General features: G+C 67.2%; 17 protein-coding genes and 2 riboswitches. Of the genes, 9 read left to right on the top strand and 8 right to left on the bottom strand.

Annotated features, from left to right (window positions below):
• Positions 1-57 precede the first annotated feature (57 nt).
• From FHR94_RS09640 to FHR94_RS09625, 4 genes are all read left to right on the top strand, one after another.
• Positions 58-1,536: an extracellular catalytic domain type 1 short-chain-length polyhydroxyalkanoate depolymerase gene (locus tag FHR94_RS09640; RefSeq protein ID WP_183325502.1), complete on the top strand. Its 1,479-nt coding sequence runs from the start codon at positions 58-60 to the stop codon at positions 1,534-1,536.
• Positions 1,537-1,649: 113 nt separating this feature from the next.
• Positions 1,650-2,531 carry a glutathione-dependent disulfide-bond oxidoreductase gene (gene yghU, locus FHR94_RS09635; protein ID WP_183325501.1) on the top strand — a complete coding sequence of 294 codons (882 nt, stop codon included), beginning with the start codon at positions 1,650-1,652 and terminating at the stop codon, positions 2,529-2,531.
• A 70-nt stretch (positions 2,532-2,601) separates the two neighbouring features.
• A riboswitch (TPP riboswitch) is annotated at positions 2,602-2,702 on the top strand.
• Between the two features lie 38 nt (positions 2,703-2,740).
• On the top strand, positions 2,741-3,523 hold the full coding sequence (locus tag FHR94_RS09630; RefSeq protein WP_183325500.1) for a 3-oxoacyl-ACP reductase: 783 nt from the start codon (positions 2,741-2,743) through the stop codon (positions 3,521-3,523).
• Positions 3,523-4,818, top strand: a complete 1,296-nt coding sequence (locus FHR94_RS09625; protein WP_246389882.1) for an LLM class flavin-dependent oxidoreductase — start codon at positions 3,523-3,525, stop codon at positions 4,816-4,818. The genes FHR94_RS09630 and FHR94_RS09625 overlap by 1 nt, the downstream gene beginning before the upstream one ends.
• Before the next feature lie 12 nt (positions 4,819-4,830).
• Here FHR94_RS09625 and FHR94_RS09620 read toward each other — a convergent pair whose 3' ends face one another.
• Entirely contained in the window at positions 4,831-6,276 is a 1,446-nt protein-coding gene (locus tag FHR94_RS09620; RefSeq protein WP_221188437.1) for a sodium:solute symporter family protein, read from the bottom strand.
• An 88-nt stretch (positions 6,277-6,364) separates the two neighbouring features.
• A riboswitch (TPP riboswitch) is annotated at positions 6,365-6,475 on the bottom strand.
• Between the two features lie 75 nt (positions 6,476-6,550).
• Entirely contained in the window at positions 6,551-7,438 is an 888-nt protein-coding gene (locus tag FHR94_RS09615; RefSeq protein ID WP_183325499.1) for a S66 peptidase family protein, read from the bottom strand.
• A 219-nt stretch (positions 7,439-7,657) separates the two neighbouring features.
• Between FHR94_RS09615 and FHR94_RS09610 the strand changes: the two genes are divergently transcribed.
• On the top strand, positions 7,658-9,022 hold the full coding sequence (locus tag FHR94_RS09610) for a glutamate--cysteine ligase (RefSeq protein ID WP_183325498.1): 1,365 nt from the start codon (positions 7,658-7,660) through the stop codon (positions 9,020-9,022).
• Between the two features lie 22 nt (positions 9,023-9,044).
• Here the strand turns inward: FHR94_RS09610 and FHR94_RS09605 are convergent, their stop codons facing one another.
• On the bottom strand, positions 9,045-9,914 hold the full coding sequence (locus FHR94_RS09605; protein WP_183325497.1) for a LysR family transcriptional regulator ArgP: 870 nt from the start codon (positions 9,912-9,914) through the stop codon (positions 9,045-9,047).
• 134 nt (positions 9,915-10,048) lie between these two features.
• Here FHR94_RS09605 and FHR94_RS09600 point away from each other — a divergent pair, with 134 nt between their 5' ends.
• Positions 10,049-10,702, top strand: coding sequence for a LysE/ArgO family amino acid transporter (locus FHR94_RS09600; protein ID WP_183325496.1), 654 nt, complete (start codon positions 10,049-10,051; stop codon positions 10,700-10,702).
• A 56-nt stretch (positions 10,703-10,758) separates the two neighbouring features.
• On the opposite strand, the gene FHR94_RS09595 is transcribed toward FHR94_RS09600, so the two are convergent.
• Both FHR94_RS09595 and FHR94_RS09590 read right to left on the bottom strand, forming a co-directional pair.
• Positions 10,759-11,034 carry a hypothetical protein gene (locus FHR94_RS09595; protein WP_183325495.1) on the bottom strand — a complete coding sequence of 92 codons (276 nt, stop codon included), beginning with the start codon at positions 11,032-11,034 and terminating at the stop codon, positions 10,759-10,761.
• A gap of 202 nt (positions 11,035-11,236) precedes the next feature.
• Positions 11,237-11,554: a hypothetical protein gene (locus FHR94_RS09590; protein WP_183325494.1), complete on the bottom strand. Its 318-nt coding sequence runs from the start codon at positions 11,552-11,554 to the stop codon at positions 11,237-11,239.
• Positions 11,555-11,823: 269 nt separating this feature from the next.
• Between FHR94_RS09590 and FHR94_RS09585 the strand changes: the two genes are divergently transcribed.
• Positions 11,824-13,491 (top strand): mechanosensitive ion channel family protein, encoded by a 1,668-nt coding sequence (locus tag FHR94_RS09585; RefSeq protein ID WP_183325493.1) that lies wholly within the window; start codon positions 11,824-11,826, stop codon positions 13,489-13,491.
• 62 nt (positions 13,492-13,553) lie between these two features.
• Here the strand turns inward: FHR94_RS09585 and mltF are convergent, their stop codons facing one another.
• Positions 13,554-14,951, bottom strand: a complete 1,398-nt coding sequence (gene mltF, locus FHR94_RS09580; RefSeq protein ID WP_343064657.1) for a membrane-bound lytic murein transglycosylase MltF — start codon at positions 14,949-14,951, stop codon at positions 13,554-13,556.
• A 276-nt stretch (positions 14,952-15,227) separates the two neighbouring features.
• On the opposite strand from mltF, the gene dbpA reads away from it, so the two are divergent.
• On the top strand, positions 15,228-16,622 hold the full coding sequence (dbpA, locus tag FHR94_RS09575; protein ID WP_343064656.1) for an ATP-dependent RNA helicase DbpA: 1,395 nt from the start codon (positions 15,228-15,230) through the stop codon (positions 16,620-16,622).
• A gap of 60 nt (positions 16,623-16,682) precedes the next feature.
• On the opposite strand, the gene FHR94_RS09570 is transcribed toward dbpA, so the two are convergent.
• Both FHR94_RS09570 and FHR94_RS09565 read right to left on the bottom strand, forming a co-directional pair.
• On the bottom strand, positions 16,683-17,357 hold the full coding sequence (locus FHR94_RS09570; RefSeq protein ID WP_183325491.1) for a DUF6064 family protein: 675 nt from the start codon (positions 17,355-17,357) through the stop codon (positions 16,683-16,685).
• An 11-nt stretch (positions 17,358-17,368) separates the two neighbouring features.
• Positions 17,369-18,298 (bottom strand): aldo/keto reductase, encoded by a 930-nt coding sequence (locus FHR94_RS09565; protein WP_183325490.1) that lies wholly within the window; start codon positions 18,296-18,298, stop codon positions 17,369-17,371.
• A gap of 218 nt (positions 18,299-18,516) precedes the next feature.
• On the opposite strand from FHR94_RS09565, the gene FHR94_RS09560 reads away from it, so the two are divergent.
• A complete protein-coding gene (locus tag FHR94_RS09560; protein WP_183325489.1) occupies positions 18,517-20,508 on the top strand; it encodes a putative bifunctional diguanylate cyclase/phosphodiesterase in 1,992 nt (663 codons plus the stop codon).
• Positions 20,509-20,532: the final 24 nt, after the last annotated feature.

The following is a 20,532-nucleotide window of genomic DNA, read 5'->3' as shown; positions in this document are numbered from 1 at the left end:
GAAAAAGTGTACTAGTCTGAGTTGGCTCATCCTTGCTTTTACCGGGTGGATGGCCTCATGTGTATTCGCTTGCTGGGCCAGGCTTCGCTTGCCGCGGCGCTCCTTTTATCAGTCGGTGTTAGCGTTTTCGCCGGTACCACGGAGACGTTCACCTTCGAGGCCGAGAGCTATTCGGGCTCTCGCGATCGGGAGTACAGCGTCTACCGCCCCGACCACCTGGGCACTCCCGCTCCGATGGTCATGGTGCTGCATGGTTGTCGACAGACGGAGGACGACGTGCTGCAGGACTGGGGGCTGACGGCCGCCGCCGACCGCTATGGCTTCGTGCTCGTCACGCCCTTCATCACCAGCTACGACGGCCTGCGCAATCCGAATTGCTGGGGGTTCTGGTTCGATCACCATCAGCATGAAGGCCGTGGCGAACCGGAAGACCTGCACCGTATCGCACAAGACGTCGAAGAGCGCGTCGCGATTGACCCGGCTCGCCGCTATATCGCCGGGCTTTCCTCGGGCGGCGCGATGGCGGTCGTGGCCGCGGTGACGCACAACGAATACTGGGCCGCGGCGGCGAGTGCCGCGGGGCTTCCCTATGGGGAGGACGCCACCTCGGTGTCCTTCCAGTGTCCCGGTACGGCGAGCTTTCATGCGCTCAGCCGGGTCGTCGGCGACATGCGCGACGAACTCGACGATCCTTACCCCATCCCTTTGATGGTGATCCAGAATGAGCGGGACTGCACGGTCATCGAGCAGGCCGGGCTCAATCTTCGCGATGCGCACCTCGCGGTCTTCGGCAGCGGTGCGCCACAGGCCTCGGCCAGCTCGGTACCCTGCACGCCCTTCTTCGTCGAGAACCATGGCTGCCGCCATGAGACCTTCACCACGGACGGCGACCCCGGGAGCCGCTCGGTGGTGGAAACCCTGTTCTATGCAGGGCCCCTGGCGACGCCGAACAGCCAGGATACCGACCATGGTCATTACTGGATCGGCGGCGAGGACGGCAACAACGGCAAGTGGTCACTGCGCCACGGCCCCAGCCTGCCGGACATCACGTGGGACTTCTTCGCACGTCATCCACGCGTTCCCGCGGGTCCCGCGGGACCACGCATCACCCTGCTCGGTCCTGATCCCCTGCCACTGGAGGTGGGGCAGGCGTTTGTCGATCCGGGCGCTACCGCGACGGATCCTGAGGACGGCAACCTGCCGGTCAGCGCTGATTGCACCAGCGTCGATACGACGCGTGCCGGCCGTTATACCTGCACCTACAGCGCCACCGACAGTGATGGGAATATGGTTTCCGTGACGCGCGAGGTGGACATCACCGACCCCAATGCCTGTGTCGAGGTAAGCGCTTCCCCACGCACGCATGTCACCACCGGGCGTGCGGTGGTCTTCAGCTGGTTCTTCTTCCACCGCGCGCTTGCCAGTGGGGATCGGCGGGATATCGGCTTCGCCTGGGATGACTGGTCCCGCGTGACGCTGTACGAAGACGAAGAGCGACAGTGGGTCACGCAACCGAGGGAGGGATGCCCTCAGTAGGGGCGAGCGCGGTATCGAGGATGCGGCGGCTTCCGTTTGTCAGGTCGCGATTGTACGGTCAGGATGTCTTTGCACGAGATGGTATGCAGCCACGATGCTTGACAGGAGACCGCATGAGCCAAGCGACCGAGTATACCCCGCCCCGCGTCTGGAGCTGGGAGAAGGCCAGCGGCGGCACCTTCTCCCGCATCAACCGGCCCGTCGCCGGGCCCACCCACGACAAGGAACTGCCGGTGGGCCAGCATCCCTTCCAGCTCTACTCCATGGGTACGCCCAACGGCGTGAAGGTCACGGTGATGTTCGAGGAGCTGCTGGCGCGGGGCTATAAGGACGCCGAATATGATGCCTGGCTGATCCGCATCGGCGAGGGCGATCAGTTCGGGAGCGGCTTCGTCGAGGTCAACCCCAACTCCAAGATCCCGGCGCTGGTCGATCACAGTGGGTCCCAGCCCATCCGAGTGTTCGAGTCGGGATCGATCTTGCTCTATCTGGCTGAGAAGTTCGGCGAGTTCCTGCCGAGCGACCCGGCGCGCCGCACCGAGACACTGAACTGGCTATTCTGGCAGATGGGCAGCGCGCCCTTCCTGGGCGGCGGCTTCGGCCACTTCTACGCCTATGCGCCGGAGAAACTGGAGTACCCGATCGACCGCTACACCATGGAGACCAAGCGCCAGCTCGACGTGCTCGACCGGCGCCTGGCCGAGGCGGTCTATCTCGGCGGCGACGACTATACCATCGCCGATATCGCCACCTGGCCCTGGTACGGCCAGCTGGCCCTGGGCCGGCTCTACGACGCCGGCGAGTTTCTACAGGTGCAGGAATACCAGCACGTGCAGCGCTGGGCCCGCGAGATCGACGCCCGCCCGACGGTGCAGCGCGGACGCATGGTCAATCGCACCTTTGGTGACCCGGCGATGCAACTCCACGAGCGTCATGATGCCAGCGATTTCGAGCACCGCACCCAGGACCAGCTCGAGGACAACGAGCGCGACTGAAAGCGGTGCCGTGGTCGTGGCGCTGGCGGTGGGTGCTTGTTGGCCGGAAGGCGATGGGCTATGGTCGGAGGCGCATGACACGGGGTGTCCCGGCCGCAGGCCGGGGCTGAGATGATACCCGTTGAACCTGATCCAGTTCATACCGGCGAAGGGATGTCAGCGCAGCGGCCTGCTCGGCGTGCGTCCTTCGCCTTCATAGGGGACGTCCCATGACCGCTTCTCCCAGTGCACTACCGCTCTCCGAGCAGCTCGTTCTCGTCACCGGCGCCAGCCGCGGCCTCGGCGCCTGCCTGGCCCGCGCCTTCCTGGCCCAGGGTGCGCGTGTCGTCGTCAATTACCTGAATAGCGCTGAGGCGGCCGAGGCCCTGGCGGCCGAGGCCCCCGAGCGGGCCTTGGCCGTACAGGCCGACGTCCGCGATCCTGAGGCGGTGAGGGCCATGTTCGCCGCCACCCGCGTGCACTTCGGCGAACCGGTGACCACGCTGATCAACAATGCCCTGCCCGACTTCTCGTTCAACGGCGACGCCCGCCCCGGGCCGGACACCCTGACCTGGGAGCACCTCGACCATCAGCTGCAGGGTGTGGCTCGCGGCGCGCTGAACACTGTCCAGGCGGCACTGCCGGGAATGCGCGAGCGTGGCGTCGGGCGCATCGTCAATATCGGTACCAACCTCTTCCAGAACCCGGTGGTGCCCTATCACGACTACACCGCCGCCAAGGCGGCGCTGCTGTCACTGACCCGTACGCTCGCCCACGACCTGGGGCCCGATGGCATCACCGTCAACATGATCTCCGGCGGGCTGTTGCGCACCACCGATGCCTCCGCCGCCACGCCCGAGGCGGTCTTCGAGCTGATCGCTGCCAGCACGCCGCTGCGTCGCGTCACCACCCCCGAGGAGTTCGCCGACGCCGCCTTGCTATTCGCCTCGCCCTGGGGACGGGCCATCACCGGTCAGAACCTAGTGGTCGACGGTGGCCTGGTGAAAGACTGATGGCGGCCCCCTCCATGCATCTCAACCTGTTCATCATGGGCTGCGGGCACCACAAGGCCGCCTGGCGACACCCCGAGTCGGCCGTCGAGCGCCTGGGCGATATCCGCTACTATGAGGCGCTGGCGCGCACCGCCGAGCGTGGCAAGTTGGACGCGGTGTTCTTCGCCGATGGCCATGCCGCAAGCAATGTGGCCGGCGGTCCGCAGTGGTTCCTGGAGCCGCTGACGGCCCTGTCTGCCATGGCGCGGGCCACCGAGCGGATCGGTCTGATTTCCACCGTCTCCAGCACCTTCTTCACGCCCTTCCATGCGGCGCGCATGCTGGCCTCGCTGGATCATATCTCTGGCGGGCGCCTGGGCTGGAACCTGGTGACCTCGATGTTCGACAGCGAGGCGCGCAATCACGGCTGGGAGGCCATGCCGCCCCATGAGGTGCGCTATGCCCGCGCCGAGGAGTTCGCCGAGACGGTGCTGGCGCTGTGGGATTCCTGGGCCGACGATGCGCTGCGCCTCGATCGTCACGGCCAGTTTGCCGATCCGCACAAGGTGCGGCCCATCCAGCATCATGGCGAGCACTTCCTGGTGGATGGCCCGCTGACCGTGCCACGCCCGCCCCAAGGGCATCCGGTGCTGTTCCAGGCCGGCGCCTCCGAGCCGGGGCGCGATCTCGCCGCCCGCTACGCCGAGGCGATCTACGCCGTGGCCTACGACCTGCCCTCGGCCCAGGCCTACTACCGTGACATCCAGGCACGCGTGAAGGCGGCGGGACGTCCGCCGGTGAGCATCATGCCGGGGCTGGTGACCTATGTGGCATCTACCGAGGCCGAGGCCAGGGCGCGCCAGCGCGAGCTCGACGAGCTGCTGCCTACCGAGGATTCGTTGCGCCAGCTCGGCCAGTTCATCGGTCAGGACTGCCGTGGCTGGGCGCTGGACGCACCGGTACCGTCGCTGCCGCCGCTTTCGGCCTTCAGCGGCCCCAAGGGGCGCTATGCCACCATTCTGCGCATCATCGAAAGCGAGAAGCCGACGCTGCGCCAGCTGCTGGGGCGACTGGCCGCGGGGGGCGGCCACTGCACCCTGGTGGGTACACCGGAGCAAGTCGCCGACGAGATGCAGCACTGGGTAGAGCAGGGCGGGGCCGACGGCTTCAACCTGATGCCGCCGTCGCTGCCGGGCAGCATCGAGGACTTCGTCGACCAGGTGGTGCCGGTGTTGCAGGCCCGCGGGCTGTTCCGCCGCGACTACGTCGGCCACACCCTGCGCGAGCACCTGGGGCTGGCGCGCCCGGCGGCCTGAGCCGTCGCCGGCTTAGTTCTCGAAGCGGCGCACCAGGGTGCTCAGGGTGGTGAAGTCGTAGTCCGGGCGTGTCGGCAGCAGGCGCATCAACGCGAGCGAGACGCCGACGGGCACCAGGGCGGCGAGCAGGAAGGATTCCAGCAGGGTGGCGGTGCCGCCCCCCGGGGCGGGGAACATGGCCAGGCCGGTTACCAGGCCGCAGGCGGTGCTGATCACGGCGTTGCGGCCGTCGTAGCCGCGATGGAAGAGGCCGAAGAACACCGGGAAGGCGGCCGCCGAGCACAGCAGGTCAGCCAGCAGGAACAGGTAGAGCACGCTGTAGCCCTGGGCGGCCACCCAGGTCACCGGCACCGCGGCGACCACGATCAGCCAGCGCGCCAGGCGCATCAGGGTGGCGTCACTGGCCCCGGGCAGCAGCCGGCCCATGTCCACGGCGATGATGCTGGAGGTGGCGCTGATGGTGGTGTCGGCGCTGCTCATCACCAGCGCCAGGCCCAGAGGGATCAGCGCCAGGGCGAACCATAGCGGTACCTCGGCCAGCAGCACGCTGAACAGCGCCACCGAGCCGTCGCCTTCCAGCCCCAGGCCCACGAAGGCCAGGCCGAACAGGCCCATCAACACCACCACCGGCAGATTGCACAGGCCACTGATCCAGAAGCCTCGACGCAGCACCCGTGCGTCCCGGGCGGCGTAGATGCGCTGCCAGGTGCCCTGATAGAAGAGCCCGGTGAGCACCACGGCGATGAAGAAGGTCAGCCCGGCACGCAGACCGCCGGGGTCGCTCAGCTGGAGCAGCTGGGGCGCGCGCTGCTCGAGCCCCGCCAGGGTCGGGGCGATGCCGCCGGCGGCCTGCCACCCGAACACCAGCAACAGCCCCAGCAGCGGCAGGATCACCGCCATCTGCACCTTGTCGGTGTAGATGGAGGCGCGCAGGCCGCCGTAGAAGGTGTAGAGCAGGGTCGCCACCATGACCACGCTGGCGGTCAGCCACAGGGGGATCGGTGCCAGCAGGGTCACCATGTGAGCGATGGCGGTGAGGCCGGCGGCCAGCGAGATGAACAGGTAGAACAGCATGATTGCCAGGGTGAAGGCGTACATGGGGCGCCCGTAGCGATGGATGACGAACTCGGTCAGGCCGTGACCCTCAGGGATCAGCTCGCGCATGCGCCGGCCCAGGGGAATCATCACCAGGCGCGGCGCCATCGAGCCCAGGGCATAGCCCAGCACCGCGGCCAAGCCGCCCCAGGTGGCGGCCTGGGCGGGGCCGAACAGGATCCAAGTGCCCAGGGTGGTGGCCACCAGGGTCAGCACGGTGGCCCGGGTATTCTGGCTGTTGCGGGCCGCGATGTAGTCGTCGAGGTCGTCGCGCTGGCGGCGTGCGTAGAGCAGGCCGGGCACGGCGAAGACGGCAGCGCACAGCAGCAGCCACAGGGCTGTCCAGGTAGGGTCGAGCATCATGACGGGTGGTCCTCTTTACCTTGGCGTGTCGGCAGGCCCGGGGCTGGGTCATGGCATGCCGCGGGCGGCGAGCGAGGAAGAAGAGGACGTGGTGCGGTGCATCCTTCCCTTCGCCGGCATGACCCGGATCAGGTTCAAAGGGTTACCGCGGCAAACGGCCACGGAGTCTCAGCCCGCAAGGGCTCCCCCAGGAGAGCGTTCAGCCTAGGCGGGTGGGCGGAGGCTGTCAATCGATCGCCATCGGCAACCGTTCCCGATACCCGGGAAAGGTGATTCATCTCGGAATGCGCAGCCGTCCGTTCGCGATGCATCCCGTGGCCCCGTAGCGCCAGGGGCGGTTGTGCAGGCCGTGACCGATGGGCAGGCCGCTGAATAGCGGCAGGCCCAGGGGCGCCAGGGTCTCGGCAACGATCACCTCCAGCGGTGTCTCGCCGTAGGGCGTGCAGCCCTCGAAGGTGCCCAGGCAGACCGCGGCGGCGGCGTTCAGGGCACCGCCGTGCACCAGCTGCCACAGGGCGCGCTCCAGGCGGTAGTAGGGTTCGCCCACATCCTCGAGGATCACCAGGGCGCCCCGGGGCGCGCTGAAGGCCATGGGGGTGCCGACGAGGCTTGCTAGGGTGGTGAGGTTGCCGCCTACCACCGGGCCGGTGAGCGTCGGGGGCGTGTCTCGATGGGGGGTCAACGGGTAGTCGAGCGGGGCCGGACCCGAAATCAGCGCCAGGGTCTCCTCGAACTGGCGGTGGATGACGGCGCGCCGGGTGTCATCGCCCTCGAGCAGGCCGCCGGCGGCCTTGGCCACCGGGCCATGGAGGGCCGGCAGGCCGTGGCGATGGCACTGGTCGAGCAGCACGGTCACATCGGAATAGCCGATCAGCGGCTTGGGGCGTCGGGCGAGGCGAGCCCAGTCGATGCCGTCCACCAGCTGGGCGGCCCCAAAGCCGCCGCGCACGGCCCACACCGCCTGGGTCTCGGGGTCGTCATAGGCGGCATGCCACTGGGCCAGGCGTCGCTCGCGGCTCGCGGCCAGGTAGCGGTCCGGCGCCTGCAGCGGCTCATCGAAGTGCACCGCGACGCCCAGCGACGCCAGGCCACGGATGCCGTCGGCCACGGCCTCGGGGGCGGTGAAGGAGGAAGGGGCGATCAGGCTGACGGCGAGCGGCATGATGACGGGATCCTGTGGCAAGGGAAGCGCGCAGGTGGGTATTGTCGGCAGGAAGGTACCGCCTGTCACTTCCCGGGCAGCGCGCCGGGCCACTCCTCGCGACGCGCGTCTGCGTCCCCCTCCTGACCTGCTCGACCCCGGCACGGTGACCATCGCCGATCGATGCCTTTGCGTCGTGGCCCTGGACTAGGCTTTACTGAGAGTCGAGGAGGTCCCGACATGACGGAGATCACCGACGTTCAGCAGCTCTACGACGACCTGGCCGCGCACTGCACGGCCGTGGATCGGTGCCTGATTGGCGTCGAGCACGAGGCATTCCTCTTCACCCGCGAGGATCACCGTCCCTTGCCCTATGCGGGACCGGTCGGCATCCGGGCCGTGCTCGAGGCCTTCCAGCGCTTCGGTTGGCGACCGAGCCGAGAGCGGGAGCGGCTCGTCGGCCTGACGCGCGGCGCGTCGGCGATCACCCTGGAGCCGGCCGGGCAGCTGGAGCTGTCCGGCGCGCCCTGGGAAGATCTGCACGACGTGCACGGCGAGCTGGTGACGTACCGCCGCGAGCTGGCCGAGATCGCCGAGGCGATGGGTCTGGGGGTGATGGCCCTGGGCTTCGCGCCGGAGTGGACCCGCCGGGACGTGGACTGGATCCCCAAGAGTCGCTATCGGATCATGCGGGCCTACATGCCCCAGGTGGGAGTCCATGGCAAGGACATGATGACGCGCACCTGCGCCTTCCAGCTGAACATCGATTTCTGCAGCGAGGAGGACATGCGCGCCAAGTACCGGGTGGCCATGGCGCTGCAGCCGCTGGTGATGGTGGCGCTGGCCAACTCGCCCTTCGCCGAGGGGCGCGACAGCGAGATGACCTCCTACCGCAACTATGTCTGGCTGCACACCGACTCGGCACGCTGTGGCATCCTGCCGCTGGCGCTATCGCCGGCGCTCTCCTTCGCCGAGTACGTGGACCGGGCACTGGCGACGCCGATGTACTCGGTGGCGCGCCACGGCGAGCACCTCGATCTCGCCGGACGTTTCTTCCCCGACATGATGCGCGGCGCCCTGCCGGCACTGCCCGGCGAGCGGCCGAGCCTTCAGGACTGGTCGGCGCACCTCAATACCCTGATGCATGATGTCCGCCTGAAGGATCACCTGGAGTTGCGGGGCAACGACTCCCTGGATCTCGAGCACAGCATGGCCGTGGCCGCCTTCTGGACGGGGATCCTCTACGACCGTCAGGCCCTGCAAGGCGCCCTGGCCCTGGTGGAAGGCTGCGACGTGGCCCGCCTGAACGAGCTGCGCCATGCCTTGCCTCGGCTCGGCCTGGTGGGCAGCGAGCGGGTTCCGGTCGCGGGGATCTACGCGGCCGATTCTTTCCACGAGGCCCTGCATCGCGCCTTGGGCCTGGCCGAGGCCGGGCTCCGGCGTCGCCACCGGCTCGATGCCCAAGGAGAAGACGAGCGACGTTACCTGCGTCCGCTCCAGGCGATCGTCGAGGCCGGCCAGAGTCCCGCCGAGCGCTGGCGCGCGCGGTTCCATGGTGTCTGGCAAGGCGATCTCGGTCCGCTCTATCGGGACGCCGCTTTCTGAGCCGTCGTGTCGGTCTCGCTGTTCACGTCAGCACCACCTGGCTCAGTACGTCGGTCAGACGCTTCATCAACCTTCCGCTGTGGCGCCAGAAGTGCCAGTAGAGCGGCACCTCCAGCGCCTGGCCGGGGGCGATGCTGATGAGTTCGCCGGCATCGACCCGTTCGCTGGCCTGCATCAGCGGCATCATGCCGTAGCCCATGCCGGCCAGCGCTAGGCGAACGAAGCCCTCCGAGGCGGGGCAGAGGTGGAAGGGGAAGACGCCGTGATAGCCGCACTGGGCCAGGAAGCGGTGCTGGAGCTGGTCATGGGGGCCGAAGACGATGGCCGGGGCGCGACGGAAGGCCTCGGGCCTTGGCCCGGCCGGGAAGTAGCGCTCGCGGTAGGCCGGGGTGGCCAGCGGGTGGTAGCTCATGGTGCCGAGTCGCACGCAGCGGGCGCCGGCGATCGGCTGGGGGCTGGCGCACAGGCAGGCCGCCACGTCGCCGTCGCGCAGTCGCCTCAGCCCCACGTCCTGATCCTCCACCACCAGGTCGAGTAGCAAGCCCTCCGTCTCGCACAGCGGTCCCACCGTCGCGGCCCACCAGGTCACCAGGCTGTCGGCGTTCAGCGCGATGCGCAGCCGCGGCGAGGCGCTGTCCAGGGTGGGCAGCGCCCGGCGCAGGTCGCGTTCGAGCAGTTGCACCTGCTGAACATGGTTGAGCAGGCTCCGACCGGCGGGTGTCGGTGCGAGCGTCGGGGTGCGCACCAGGACGGGCTGGCCCAGGCGAATCTCCAGGGCCTTGATACGCTGTGAGATCGCCGATTGCGACAGTCCCAGCGCCTCGCCGGCACGCTCGAAGCCATCGCATTCGATCACCGCGGCCAGCGCCTCGAGCAGCTTGTAGTCGAGCATGTCAGTGTTTTCGTGATGGATGGCTTTCGTTTTCAAGATAAGCAAAACTGATACAATATTAACAGGATGATTTTTATGCATGAGGAAGTGGAGCTTAGGCTGGCGCCATTCGATGACGAGGCGAGGGCGCGGAGATGCTGGAAGGGGGTCTGGAAGGTCATCTGGCCGGTTACGTGGAAAGCTATCTGACGGGGCTGGTGATCTGCGGGGGCATCATCATGGCGATCGGGGCGCAGAATGCTTACGTGCTGGGGGTGGCGATGCGTCGCCGGCATCACTGGTGGTCGGCCGGTCTGTGTATGGGGACCGACCTGGCACTGCTCAGCGTCGGCATGTTCGGTGTCAGTGCGCTGCTGCTGGCTATGCCGAGCGCCCTGGAGGCGCTGCGCTGGGCGGGAGTCGCCTTCCTTGGCTGGCTGGCGCTGCAGGCCTGGCGACGGGCGGTGAGTGGGCGTCAGAGGTTGAGCGGGACGGACGGCGAAGGGCTTGGCCGTCGGCCGGTGATCCTGGCCACCCTGGCGGTGACCCTGCTCAATCCGCAGGTCTATTTGGATACGCTGCTGCTGATCCCGTCGATCGGTGCCCAGCAGGAGAGCGCGACCACCTTCGTGGCTGGGGCCGGCACGGCCTCGATCCTGTGGTTCAGCCTGCTGGCCTGGGGCGGGGCGGCGCTGTCGCCCTGGCTGTCGCGTCCGCGGGCGTGGCGGCTGATCGATGCGGCCATCGGGGTGATGATGGCCGCCATCGCGCTTCAGCTGGCGATGGGGGAAGGACCGCCCGTGGTCTGAAAGGTGGCGCTCCCCGTGGTCGGGGAGCGCGTCGCCTGGGTCGGCGCGAGGTTCGATCAGTCGCCGTCCCGGCCGCTATGCAGCCCCCGGGCAATCAGGTCATCGGCCAGGGCCCGGGCCGCCAGGGCGAACTCCACCCGTGCCGCTGCCAGGGCGCTGTGGTCGCGGGAGCCGGTATCGCGTTCCAGTCGGTTCAGATTGATTCTGGCTCGGGCCAGGCGACAGGCGAGGAGGGCATCGAACCCGAGGCAGGCAGAGGGAACCTCGGGAAGGGGAAGCAGTTGATCCACCAGCGCACCGGGCTGCGCACTCAAGCGTATCGAGACGTCCATGGCGCTTACCTCACAGCAACACGATGGTACGATACAGCAACATTAACCCATGTTATGTGAATAGCGTGAGATGGCATGAGCGTCAAAGGGATTGTTTCGGGCCGCACCGGATTAACGGCAGGCTTTTTGGGGCCCCGAAAGCAGAACACCCCATCCGGGGCCTGACCGGATGGGGTGCAGGGGCGATGGGTAGGTTCCGCCCTTAGTGCCTCTGTTCTTCCTCAGGCTCGAACAGCTCCGCCTTGGCGTCACGCATCACGTCCTCGCAGGCGGCCTGGTGAGCGAGCTGGGTGAGCAGGCTCTGGGTCAGGGCGAATCCCTTGCCCAGGCAGGCGTCGACTTCCTCCCGGCTCACCTCCGGGGTGACGTTGCAGTCAATCTTGATCGTTCTTCCGCCGCCGTTCAGCCGGTCGGCGACCCCTCGTAGCTGCCAGGCGATCCTCTCCTTCCAGCTTGCCGATTCTTCCGGGCCTTCGTTTACGCTAAACGTGCACCGCCATTCAGGCTTGTAGACCTTCATGAGAACCTCCGTGCTGGCTTGGAATGAATGCTCGATCGTGGGCTCTGCTCCGTAACTGTCGATGTTGCGCGCCCATCATACCGGTTTTCCGTCGCCGTCACAGGGTAGGGCGGCCACCGTCGGCGGGACATCGCGCATGACAGCCTGCGGCCGGCTCACCGGATCGGCTTGATACGCCGTGAGGCGCTGTGTAGAAAGAGGCTGGCCTCGAGCGATGGTGCGCCCTGGACAGGCAGGTTCTTTCAATCTGATAAGTTGGCCCGGTTGCTATGAGAAGACGCTACAGCGTGATCCTGTTGGCAGTGACCCTCGTGTTCTCCTGCATGTGTGTGGCCCAGGACGAAGAGGGCACCTGGTTCTCGGTCAGCTCGCTGAATACCGGGCTGGGAAAAGCGCCCGAGGAGGTGCAGCGGCTGACACCCCGTGAGGCCGTCAGGAGCTTCTTCGAGCTCACCGAGCAAAATGACTTCGATACCGCTGCCCATCTCCTCAATCTGTCGGATCTGCCCGCCGCGGAGCAGGCGAAAAGGGGGCGTGAGCTGGCCCGGCAACTGGCCTCGGTCCTCCAGCGAGGCGAGTGGGTTAATGTGTCGGCGCTGCCGGCGCGGCGCGATGCCATGATCAAGGACCAATCCGGCCAGCATCCGCGTGCGGGGGAAGAGCGCCGAAACCTCAAGCTGGCATCGCTCGAAGCACGCGGCCAGCTCCATGATGTTCGCCTGGCACGTTACAAGGTCGGTGAGCAGCAGCCGGTCTGGCTATTCACGCCGGAAACGCTCTCGGTCGTCCCCGAGCTCTACGAAGCCTTCGGTCCGTCGTGGCTGGAGCAGTATATTCCCGAGCGTTTCAAGACATCGTTCGGCATGCTGCGCATGTGGGAATGGGTGGCCATTCCGGTGTTTCTCATGGCCATCGGCCTACTGGGTTTCGGTGTCTACCGGCTGGCCGACATGATGGCCCGCTGGCTGCCAGCGGGCCTTTACAGTATCTTCGCCGGTCGGGTCGGGGTGCCCTTGGCCTTCCTCATGATGTCCCTGGTGGCCCAGTTACTGCTCGGTTATGTGGTCTCCTTCTCGGGGGCGGCGACGACCCTTTTCCGCATCCTGCTGGCGATCATCATGGCCTGGGGAGTCGGGCTCATCGCCTTGCGCTTCGTGGATGTGATCCTGCTCAAGGTGACCTCGCGCCTGGTGGGGGACATCGATGACACCAGGCACCGGGATGAGCGCCAGCTGCTGACCTCGCTCTATGCCCTGCGCCGGACCATCATCCTGGTCACGATCGTCATCGCCGCCGTCTACGTGCTGGGAAAGCTGAACATCTTCGAGTCGCTGGGCATGACGCTGCTGGCGTCGGCCAGTGTCCTGACGGTGCTGGTGGGGATCGCGGGGCAGGCGGTGTTGGGCAATATCCTGGCGTCGTTCCAGGTGTCGCTGGCCAAGCCGGTGCGCATCGGGGACAGCGTGCTCTTCGAGGATCAGTGGTGCTACGTGGAGGGTATCTTCTACACCTTCATTCGCCTGAGGACCTGGGATGAGCGCCGGCTGATCGTGCCGGTGAAGTACTTCATTTCCAAGCCATTCGAGAACTGGTCGGCCAAGAATGCGAAGATGTACCGGCGGATCATCCTGAGGCTCCACCTTAGTGCCGACGTGCAGTGCCTGAGAGAGACGTTCAAGGCGTTCGCGGAAGAGGAAGAGGGCGTCATCGAATACGACAAGCTGCTGTGCTACGTGACCGACCAGACCGCGGAAGCCCAGGAGATCTCTTTCTACCTGATGACGTCGGATCCCATGGCCGGGTGGATGGCGGAGATGAATCTGCGGGAGCGATTGCTGGCGTTCATTCGGGCGCAGCATCCCGAGTGGTGGCCCAGGGAGGTCATGGTCATCAGCCATCGGGATGTGACGCGTCGCCATGAACCGGGCCAGCCATGAAGCGGCGTCGGCGTTTCTTGAGGGCCGATGGCGGTGCGGTGGAAATGGCCTGAGCGCGAGCGTCAGCCTGATGACGCCTTGGCGGTCGCGGGCCCGACCTCGTCGGGCGGCAGTTCGGTCTCGCGGGCCTGCAGGGCGGCATGGATCACGTCCAGGTAGTTGCGGATGCGCTCCACGTAGTGCACCGGCTCGTAGCCACGGGCGTAGCCGTATCGGGTCTGCGGGTAGTAGCGCTTGTCGGCCTTGAGCGGCAGGACCTCCTTCATGTCGGCCCAGGAGTCGGGGTTGCGGCCCAGGGTGCGGGCCAGTTCCCGGGCATCCAGCAGGTGGCCACGGCCGATATTATAGCTGGCCAGCGCCAGGTAGGTACGGTCGGGTTCGGGAATGCTGTCGGACAGCCGGTCGTGGCGGTCGGCAAGATAGCGGGCACCGCCGTCGATGGAGGCCACCGGATCCAGCCGGTCGTCGACGCCCAGCGACGCGGCGGTGTTGCGGGTCAGCATCATGATGCCACGCACCCCGGTGGGGGAGACGGCCTGGGGGTCCCAGTGCGACTCCTGATAGGCCAGCGCCGCCAGCAGGTCTGCCGGCATGCCGGTCTCGGCCTCGGCCTCGAGGAAGAGGTCGAGGAAGCGAGGCAGGCGCTCATCGATGCGTCGGTTGAGGGCCCGCAGGTCGACGAAGTCGAACTCGCCAATATAGTCGTAGTAGCGATGCTCCATTGCCGCGATGGCCGCCTGGCCCTCCGCGCTGGCCATCCACTCGCGTGCCAGCTCGGCCAGGGCCTGCTGACCGGGCGGCAGGTACCAGCCCAGCCGGCTGCCGCTGGTCAGGTTCATGGCCACTTCCAGGTGCGGGAAGTGGCGGCGTACCACCCTGACGATGTTGGAGTCGGCCACGGTGCATTCCAGCGTTCGCTCGGCGACGGCGGTGAGCAGCACCTCGGTGGTGCGTGGGTCCTCCTCGAAGGCGATGCCGGTATGGGCATTGACCAGGCTCTCGAGCTGTTCCGAATAGCTGGAGGCGGCGGTGACACGGATTTCCACGTCGGCCAGGTCCCCCACCCGTTGGGGTAGTGGACGCCCGTCCCGATGGCAGACCAGTTGCTCGACGATATCGGTATGCGCGGGGCCCGGCAGGAAGCGGTCATCGCGGGAGGGCAGTCGGGTCAGGCCGGCGGCGGCCAGGTGGACCTCGCCGGCCTCGAGGGCCTCGAGCACCGCGGCGGTGGAATCATGCAGGATCCACTCGATGTGCCAGCCATGGGCCTCGGCGAAGCCCGTGGCAAGGTCGTGCTCCGGCCCGGCCGGCTGTCCGTGGCGATCGAGGTAGTAGGTGGTAGCGGCATTGCGGGTCGCTACCTTGAGGGGGTCGCCCGCGGCGGGCGGTTCGCTTTCGCGATCACAGCCCTGGAGCATGAGCACGAGCAAGGCGGTCGCCAACACAGAGAGATGTGTCACGGGAGGCTCCTGTCGGGGGGTATCGGCTTGTCGCCGGGACCGTCCGGGATCGGGTGAGCCCGACCGGAAGCCGGGACTCTCCATCAGCATACCCCCTGTCCAGGATATGAGCACGGGGACCACCCCGCAGCTGAGCGATCGTGGTCTGGGGAAGCTGTTGCAGGCCTGAAAGCGGCGCCAGGCCGTACCGACATGTCACACGGCTTTCTGCTATTCTGCTGGCCTTCTCTCATCCGGCTCCTGTCTTTCAGGTCTACTTTTCTCAGGTTTCCTCTCGTGTCCGATTCCCTGCCTGCCTTCGCCACACTGCCGCTGGCGCCGGCCCTGCTGATCAACCTCGAGTCACTCGGCTATCACACCATGACGCCGATTCAGGCCGAGAGCTTGCCGCCGATGCTGGTCGGCCGCGATGTGATCGCCCGAGCCAGGACCGGCTCGGGCAAGACCGCGGCCTTCGGTCTGGGGCTGCTGTCACGCCTCGAGGTGGCCCGTTCTCAGGTGCAGTCGCTGGTACTCTGCCCGACCCGCGAACTGGCCGACCAGGTGGCCGGAGAGCTTCGCCGCCTGGCGCGCAGCCTGCCCAACGTCAAGGTGCTGACCCTGTGCGGCGGGGCCCCACTCGGTCCGCAGCTGGGCTCGCTGGAGCATGGGGCCCACATCGTGGTCGGCACGCCGGGGCGGGTAGAGGAGCACCTGCGCAAGGGTTCGCTGGCTCTGGGGGCACTCGAGACTCTGGTGTTGGATGAGGCCGATCGCATGCTCGACATGGGCTTCCAGGCAGCCATGGAGGCGATCATTGCCGAGGCCCCGGCGAGCCGCCAGATGTTGCTGTTCAGCGCCACCTATGCCGAGGGCATCCGGCCCATCGCCGAGCGGCTGATGCGTGAACCGGTCATGGTGGAGGTGGCCGAACCTCATGACGCGACCACGATCCGTCAGCACTTCTACCGGGTGGCAGACGAATCGGCCCACTTCGAGGCGCTGCACCGACTGCTGCTGCACTTTCGACCCGCATCGAGCGTGGTGTTCTGCAATACCAAGCGCGAGACTGACGAGGTCGCCGAGGCCCTGAACGACGCGGGCTTCAGCGCCCTGGCGCTGCATGGCGACCTGGCGCAGGCAGACCGCGATCGCCTGCTGGTGCTGTTCGCCAACGGCAGTGCCTCGATCCTGGTGGCCACCGACGTGGCGGCGCGCGGCCTCGACATCGACGCCCTGGAGGCGGTGTTCAACTACCGCATCGCCCGTGAGCTCGAGGTGCACGTGCATCGCATCGGGCGCACCGGCCGGGCCGGTGGCCAGGGCGTGGCCTTTACTCTGGTCGGCGAGCAGGAAAACTACCGGCTGACGCGCCTCGGTGAGCTGCTCGGCGAGACACTCGCGCCGGAGCCGCTGCCGTCCCGACGTGTCCTGGAGGCCCCAGCCTTTTGTCCGCCCATGGCCACCCTGCAGATTGGCGGCGGCAAGAAGCAGAAGCTGCGCCCCGGCGACATCCTCGGCGCCTTGACCGGCGATGCCGGCCTTGCCGGCGATCAGGTGGGCAGGATCAAGGTCCTCGCCAACTGCAGTTACGTGGCCGTCCGGCGCGAGGTGGCCCGGCAGGCCCTGGTGCGGTTGACCGGCGGGCGGATCAAGGGACGCGCCTTCCGGGCCCGCCGGGTCGAGCGCTGAGGGGCACAAGGCGTCTGCCCATGTCGCCACCGACGGTCGATGCGGACTCCCGACCTGCCGTCATCGACGTGCCTCGGGCCACCACCGTGCCAGCAAGGCCAGGACCACGGCCAATGGCGGGAGCCAGGCCCCCGCAGCGTCCAGGATGGCCAGGGTGACCCCGCTGATAAGGCACCACAGGGCCGGAATGGCGGCCAGCGTCCAGGTCCGTCCTGCCGGCGACGCCATCACCGCGACGCCCAGGGTGGCGAAGGCCAGCGGGTCGGGGGTGAGGCCGATGATTTCGGCTCCCGTCAGGCCACGGCCGACCAGCGGCGCCACGAACGGATGCCCAACCAGGGCATAGGTGAACAGCACCAGCCCCAGGCCGCGGGACACGCTCCAGCGAGTCGGCAGGCCGAGCCCGTCCCGCCGGGTGGCCCCCACGATGATCAGCAGCAGGGCCTGCAGCACGAACAGCGGCACGAGGTAGCGGATCCCCCAGTTGATGGGGACATAGCGCTGCCAGAGGAAGCTCCAGGCCACGAAGACCCAGGCCATCGCCAGCAGGGCGGCGACCAGCCGGCTCGACCCGGGGCGGGGATGCAGCAGGGCGAACAGCACCAGCCCCCCCAGCGCCAGGGCGAGGAGTTGGGCGGGCCACAGCGCCTGGTTGTGCAACATGAAGAGCCGCGTATACACCCGCTCCGAGAACATCAGGAAGTCCTCGGGGTGATAGGTCCACCAGTCGCCCATCCCCGGCCCCCTCACAGCGACCGCACGTACTCGGCCATGCGCCGGCGCTGCCCGTGGTCGGGCAGGGGATCACTGGCGGTGGCCAGGTTCTCGCGGACGTGATCGACGCGGGTCGTGGCGGGGATGGCGCAGGTCACCGCCGGATGGGAGATGATGAACTTGAGGATGAACTGCGCCCAGCTGGTCGCCCCGATCTCCCCGGACCAGGGCGGGAGCGGCTTGTCGGCCAGGCGTCGGATCAGGCGTTTCTGCTGGAAGGGGCGGTTGGCGATCACGCCGATGCCGCGCTCGCGGGCCAGGGGCAGCAAGCGCCGCTCGGCCTCGCGGTCGACGATATTGTAGGTCAGCTGTACGAAATCGAGCGGGGCGTGACGCATGATGTGCTCCATGCGGTCATGGCGTCGGCCATGCGAGGTGGTGATGCCCAGGTGACGCACCTCGCCGGACGCCTTCATCGCCTGCAGGGTCTCGAGGTGGCGTTCCCAGGCGAGCAGATTGTGGACCTGCAGCAGGTCGAAGCGCGGCACGCCCCACTCCCGGCGCGAGGCTTCGATCTGTGCGGGCCCCTCGGCAGGGCTCGTGGTCCAGACCTTGTCCGCGGCATAGACCCGGTCCATCGCGTCGAGCGCCGCGAGGCCATGACCGATGGTCGCCTGTGATGAGCCATACATCGGCGAGGAATCGATCAGGCGTCCACCGGCGGTGAAGAAGGCCGCCATCACCGCGGTGCATTCCTCGAGCAGCACCGGGTCGCTGCCCACATTGAAGGTGATCCAGCTGCCCAGCCCGACCCGGGGCAGATGCACGTCGGTGCCGGACAGCCGGCGGGTCAAGGGTGACGACGCCGGCACCGCCAGGGGCGGCAGCACCGCCATGGCGGCCACCGACAGCAGGCCATGCAGCAGCAAGCGACGCGAGAGCGGGGGCGCGCGATGGGCCATACGGGTCTCCTGAGGCTGCTGGGCACAGTGTAGCTGCCAGGTAGCGGGACGATCACGGCACCCAAAAGAGGCTTTATAGATTCGACTTTGACGACCGGCCGTGAGCGTGATATTGAGGAGTGTCCTGCACACCAAATAATAATTCGATCGATTTACGTCAGTGACTGCTAATAACAAGAGAGGCGAATCGGTTGAGTGACACTCGTGGAAGGACCTTCATGCCCGTTCCCTCCCGGTACCACCCCCATGATCATGTCGTCCAGTTCTACGAAGACGATGCCTTTCTTGCCGATATGGTGGCCGATTACCTCCAGGCCGGCCAACAAGCCGGCGACCATCTGCTGGTACTGCTGACGGCGCCCCACCTGTCGGCCGTACTGCGACGATTGGAAGCGTCGGGTCTGGACATCGCGGCGGCCCGGGCCAGTGGACAGCTGGTGATGCACGATGCCGAGACGATGCTGCAGGCCATCATGCGTGACGGCATGCCGGTCGAGGCCCTCTTCGAGAAGCACCTCCTGGCCGATATTGAGGCCCTGGCGCCGCGTCACACCCGTGCCTTCGGCGAGCTGGTCAACCTGCTGAGCGCCGCGGGCAATCACGCGGCGGCGATACGTCTCGAAACCTTCTGGCATGTGGCCTGCCACCGCCTGCCGCTGACCCTGCTGTGCAGCTACGCCATGCGGCATTTCGAGACGGCCCCCGATGCCTTCGAGTCCATCTGCGACCACCATTCCCGCGTGCTGCCGGCCGAGTCGTTCAGCCAGCTGACACCGCACCAACAGTGGCGCGAGGTGTCCCGCCTGCAGCAGCAGACGCTGTCTCTGCGTCACGAGCACGCCGCACGTTTGCAGGCGGAGACTACCTTGGGGGCGGTGCAGGCGTTGTGCAACGACATGCTGCTGACGCTGGCCGACCATGCCCTCCACGACGGGCTGACCGGTCTGACCCATCGCCAGTACGCCGAACAGCGCCTGGCGGCCTGCATCGCCGACCCGCCTGGCCCGTCGGGCAAGGTAGCGGTCCTGCACATCGACATCGATCAGCTGAAGGCGATCAACGACGCGCTGGGGCTGGAGATGGGCGATTATTTCCTTCATGAAACCGCCCAGCGCATCAAGCGTTGCCTGGGCGGCCGTGCCGTCGTCAGCCGGCTAGGCAGTGACGAGATGGTGGCGGTGGTGACCGGTTTCGACCGCACGGAGGCGTTGTGGCCGATCCTCGAGGGCCTGCTCGACTGGACCAGTGCCCCGGTGGTGATGGGTGACCAGGAGGTCTTCACCAGCTGCTGCATCGGCGTCAGCCTGTTCCCCGATCATGGCGACACCGTGCCGGCGCTGATGCACCATGCCAACCTGGCAAGGCGACATGCCCAGGCCCTCGGTCGCCGCCGCTATCAGTTCTTCTCCGCGGCGTTGCTCGACACCGGCTCCTCGCCGCGGGCCTTGCCCATGACCCTGCGCCAGGCCCTGCCCCGTGGAGAGCTCGCGCTCCACTATCGTCCCCTGATCGATGCCGATGGTGGCCAGATCGTGGCCGTCTCGGTCGAGCCCTGCTGGCACGCGAGTGACGTGGCAGACTCGACACCCCCCCACTGGCAGATCGCCGCCGAGGCGGCGGGAGAAGTCTCCGCCATCGGGCGATGGGTACTATCGAGTGCCTGTCGGCACTCCCGTGCCTGGCTCGAGGCGGGCGTCGAGTTGCGTGTGGTGATCCAAGTGTCGAGTGCCGAACTGCTGGGCGAGGGCTTCGTCGAGCGCGTCACCGTGGCCCTCTCCGACAGCGACCTGCCGAGCGACATGCTGGAGATCGATCTGGACAGGAGCGGTCTGACCTCGGCGCCCCAGCGTGCGGACATCATCCTCGATCGGCTCAAGGCCCTGGGGGTGAGGTTGACCCTCGACCCGCTCGGCAATGGCCAGTGGTTGCTGGGACAAGGCGACGCGTGTCCCTTCACTACCCTCAAGCTCCATGAGCGACTCGTCGCAGGTTGTCTCGACAGCCCGCGGCACCGGGCGCTTATCCGTTCCATCATCGCCCTGGCCCATGAGCTCGGCATGGCCGTGGTCGCCAGCGGGGTGGAGCATCGTGATCAAGTCGATTACCTGCGCCAGCAGGGTTGTGACCTCCTGCAGGGCCCGCTCTGGTCGCGGATGGAGTATCGGGAGACCCCGGCTGAGGATCCCGGGCGTGGAGGGGAACGGCCCTAGACCCCAGAGGGATCTTGTAATCCC

Source organism: Halomonas cerina, assembly GCF_014192215.1.
GTDB lineage: Bacteria > Pseudomonadota > Gammaproteobacteria > Pseudomonadales > Halomonadaceae > Halomonas > Halomonas cerina.
Note: the sequence above shows the minus strand (reverse complement) of the source record. Positions and strands in the feature narration are given on the sequence as shown.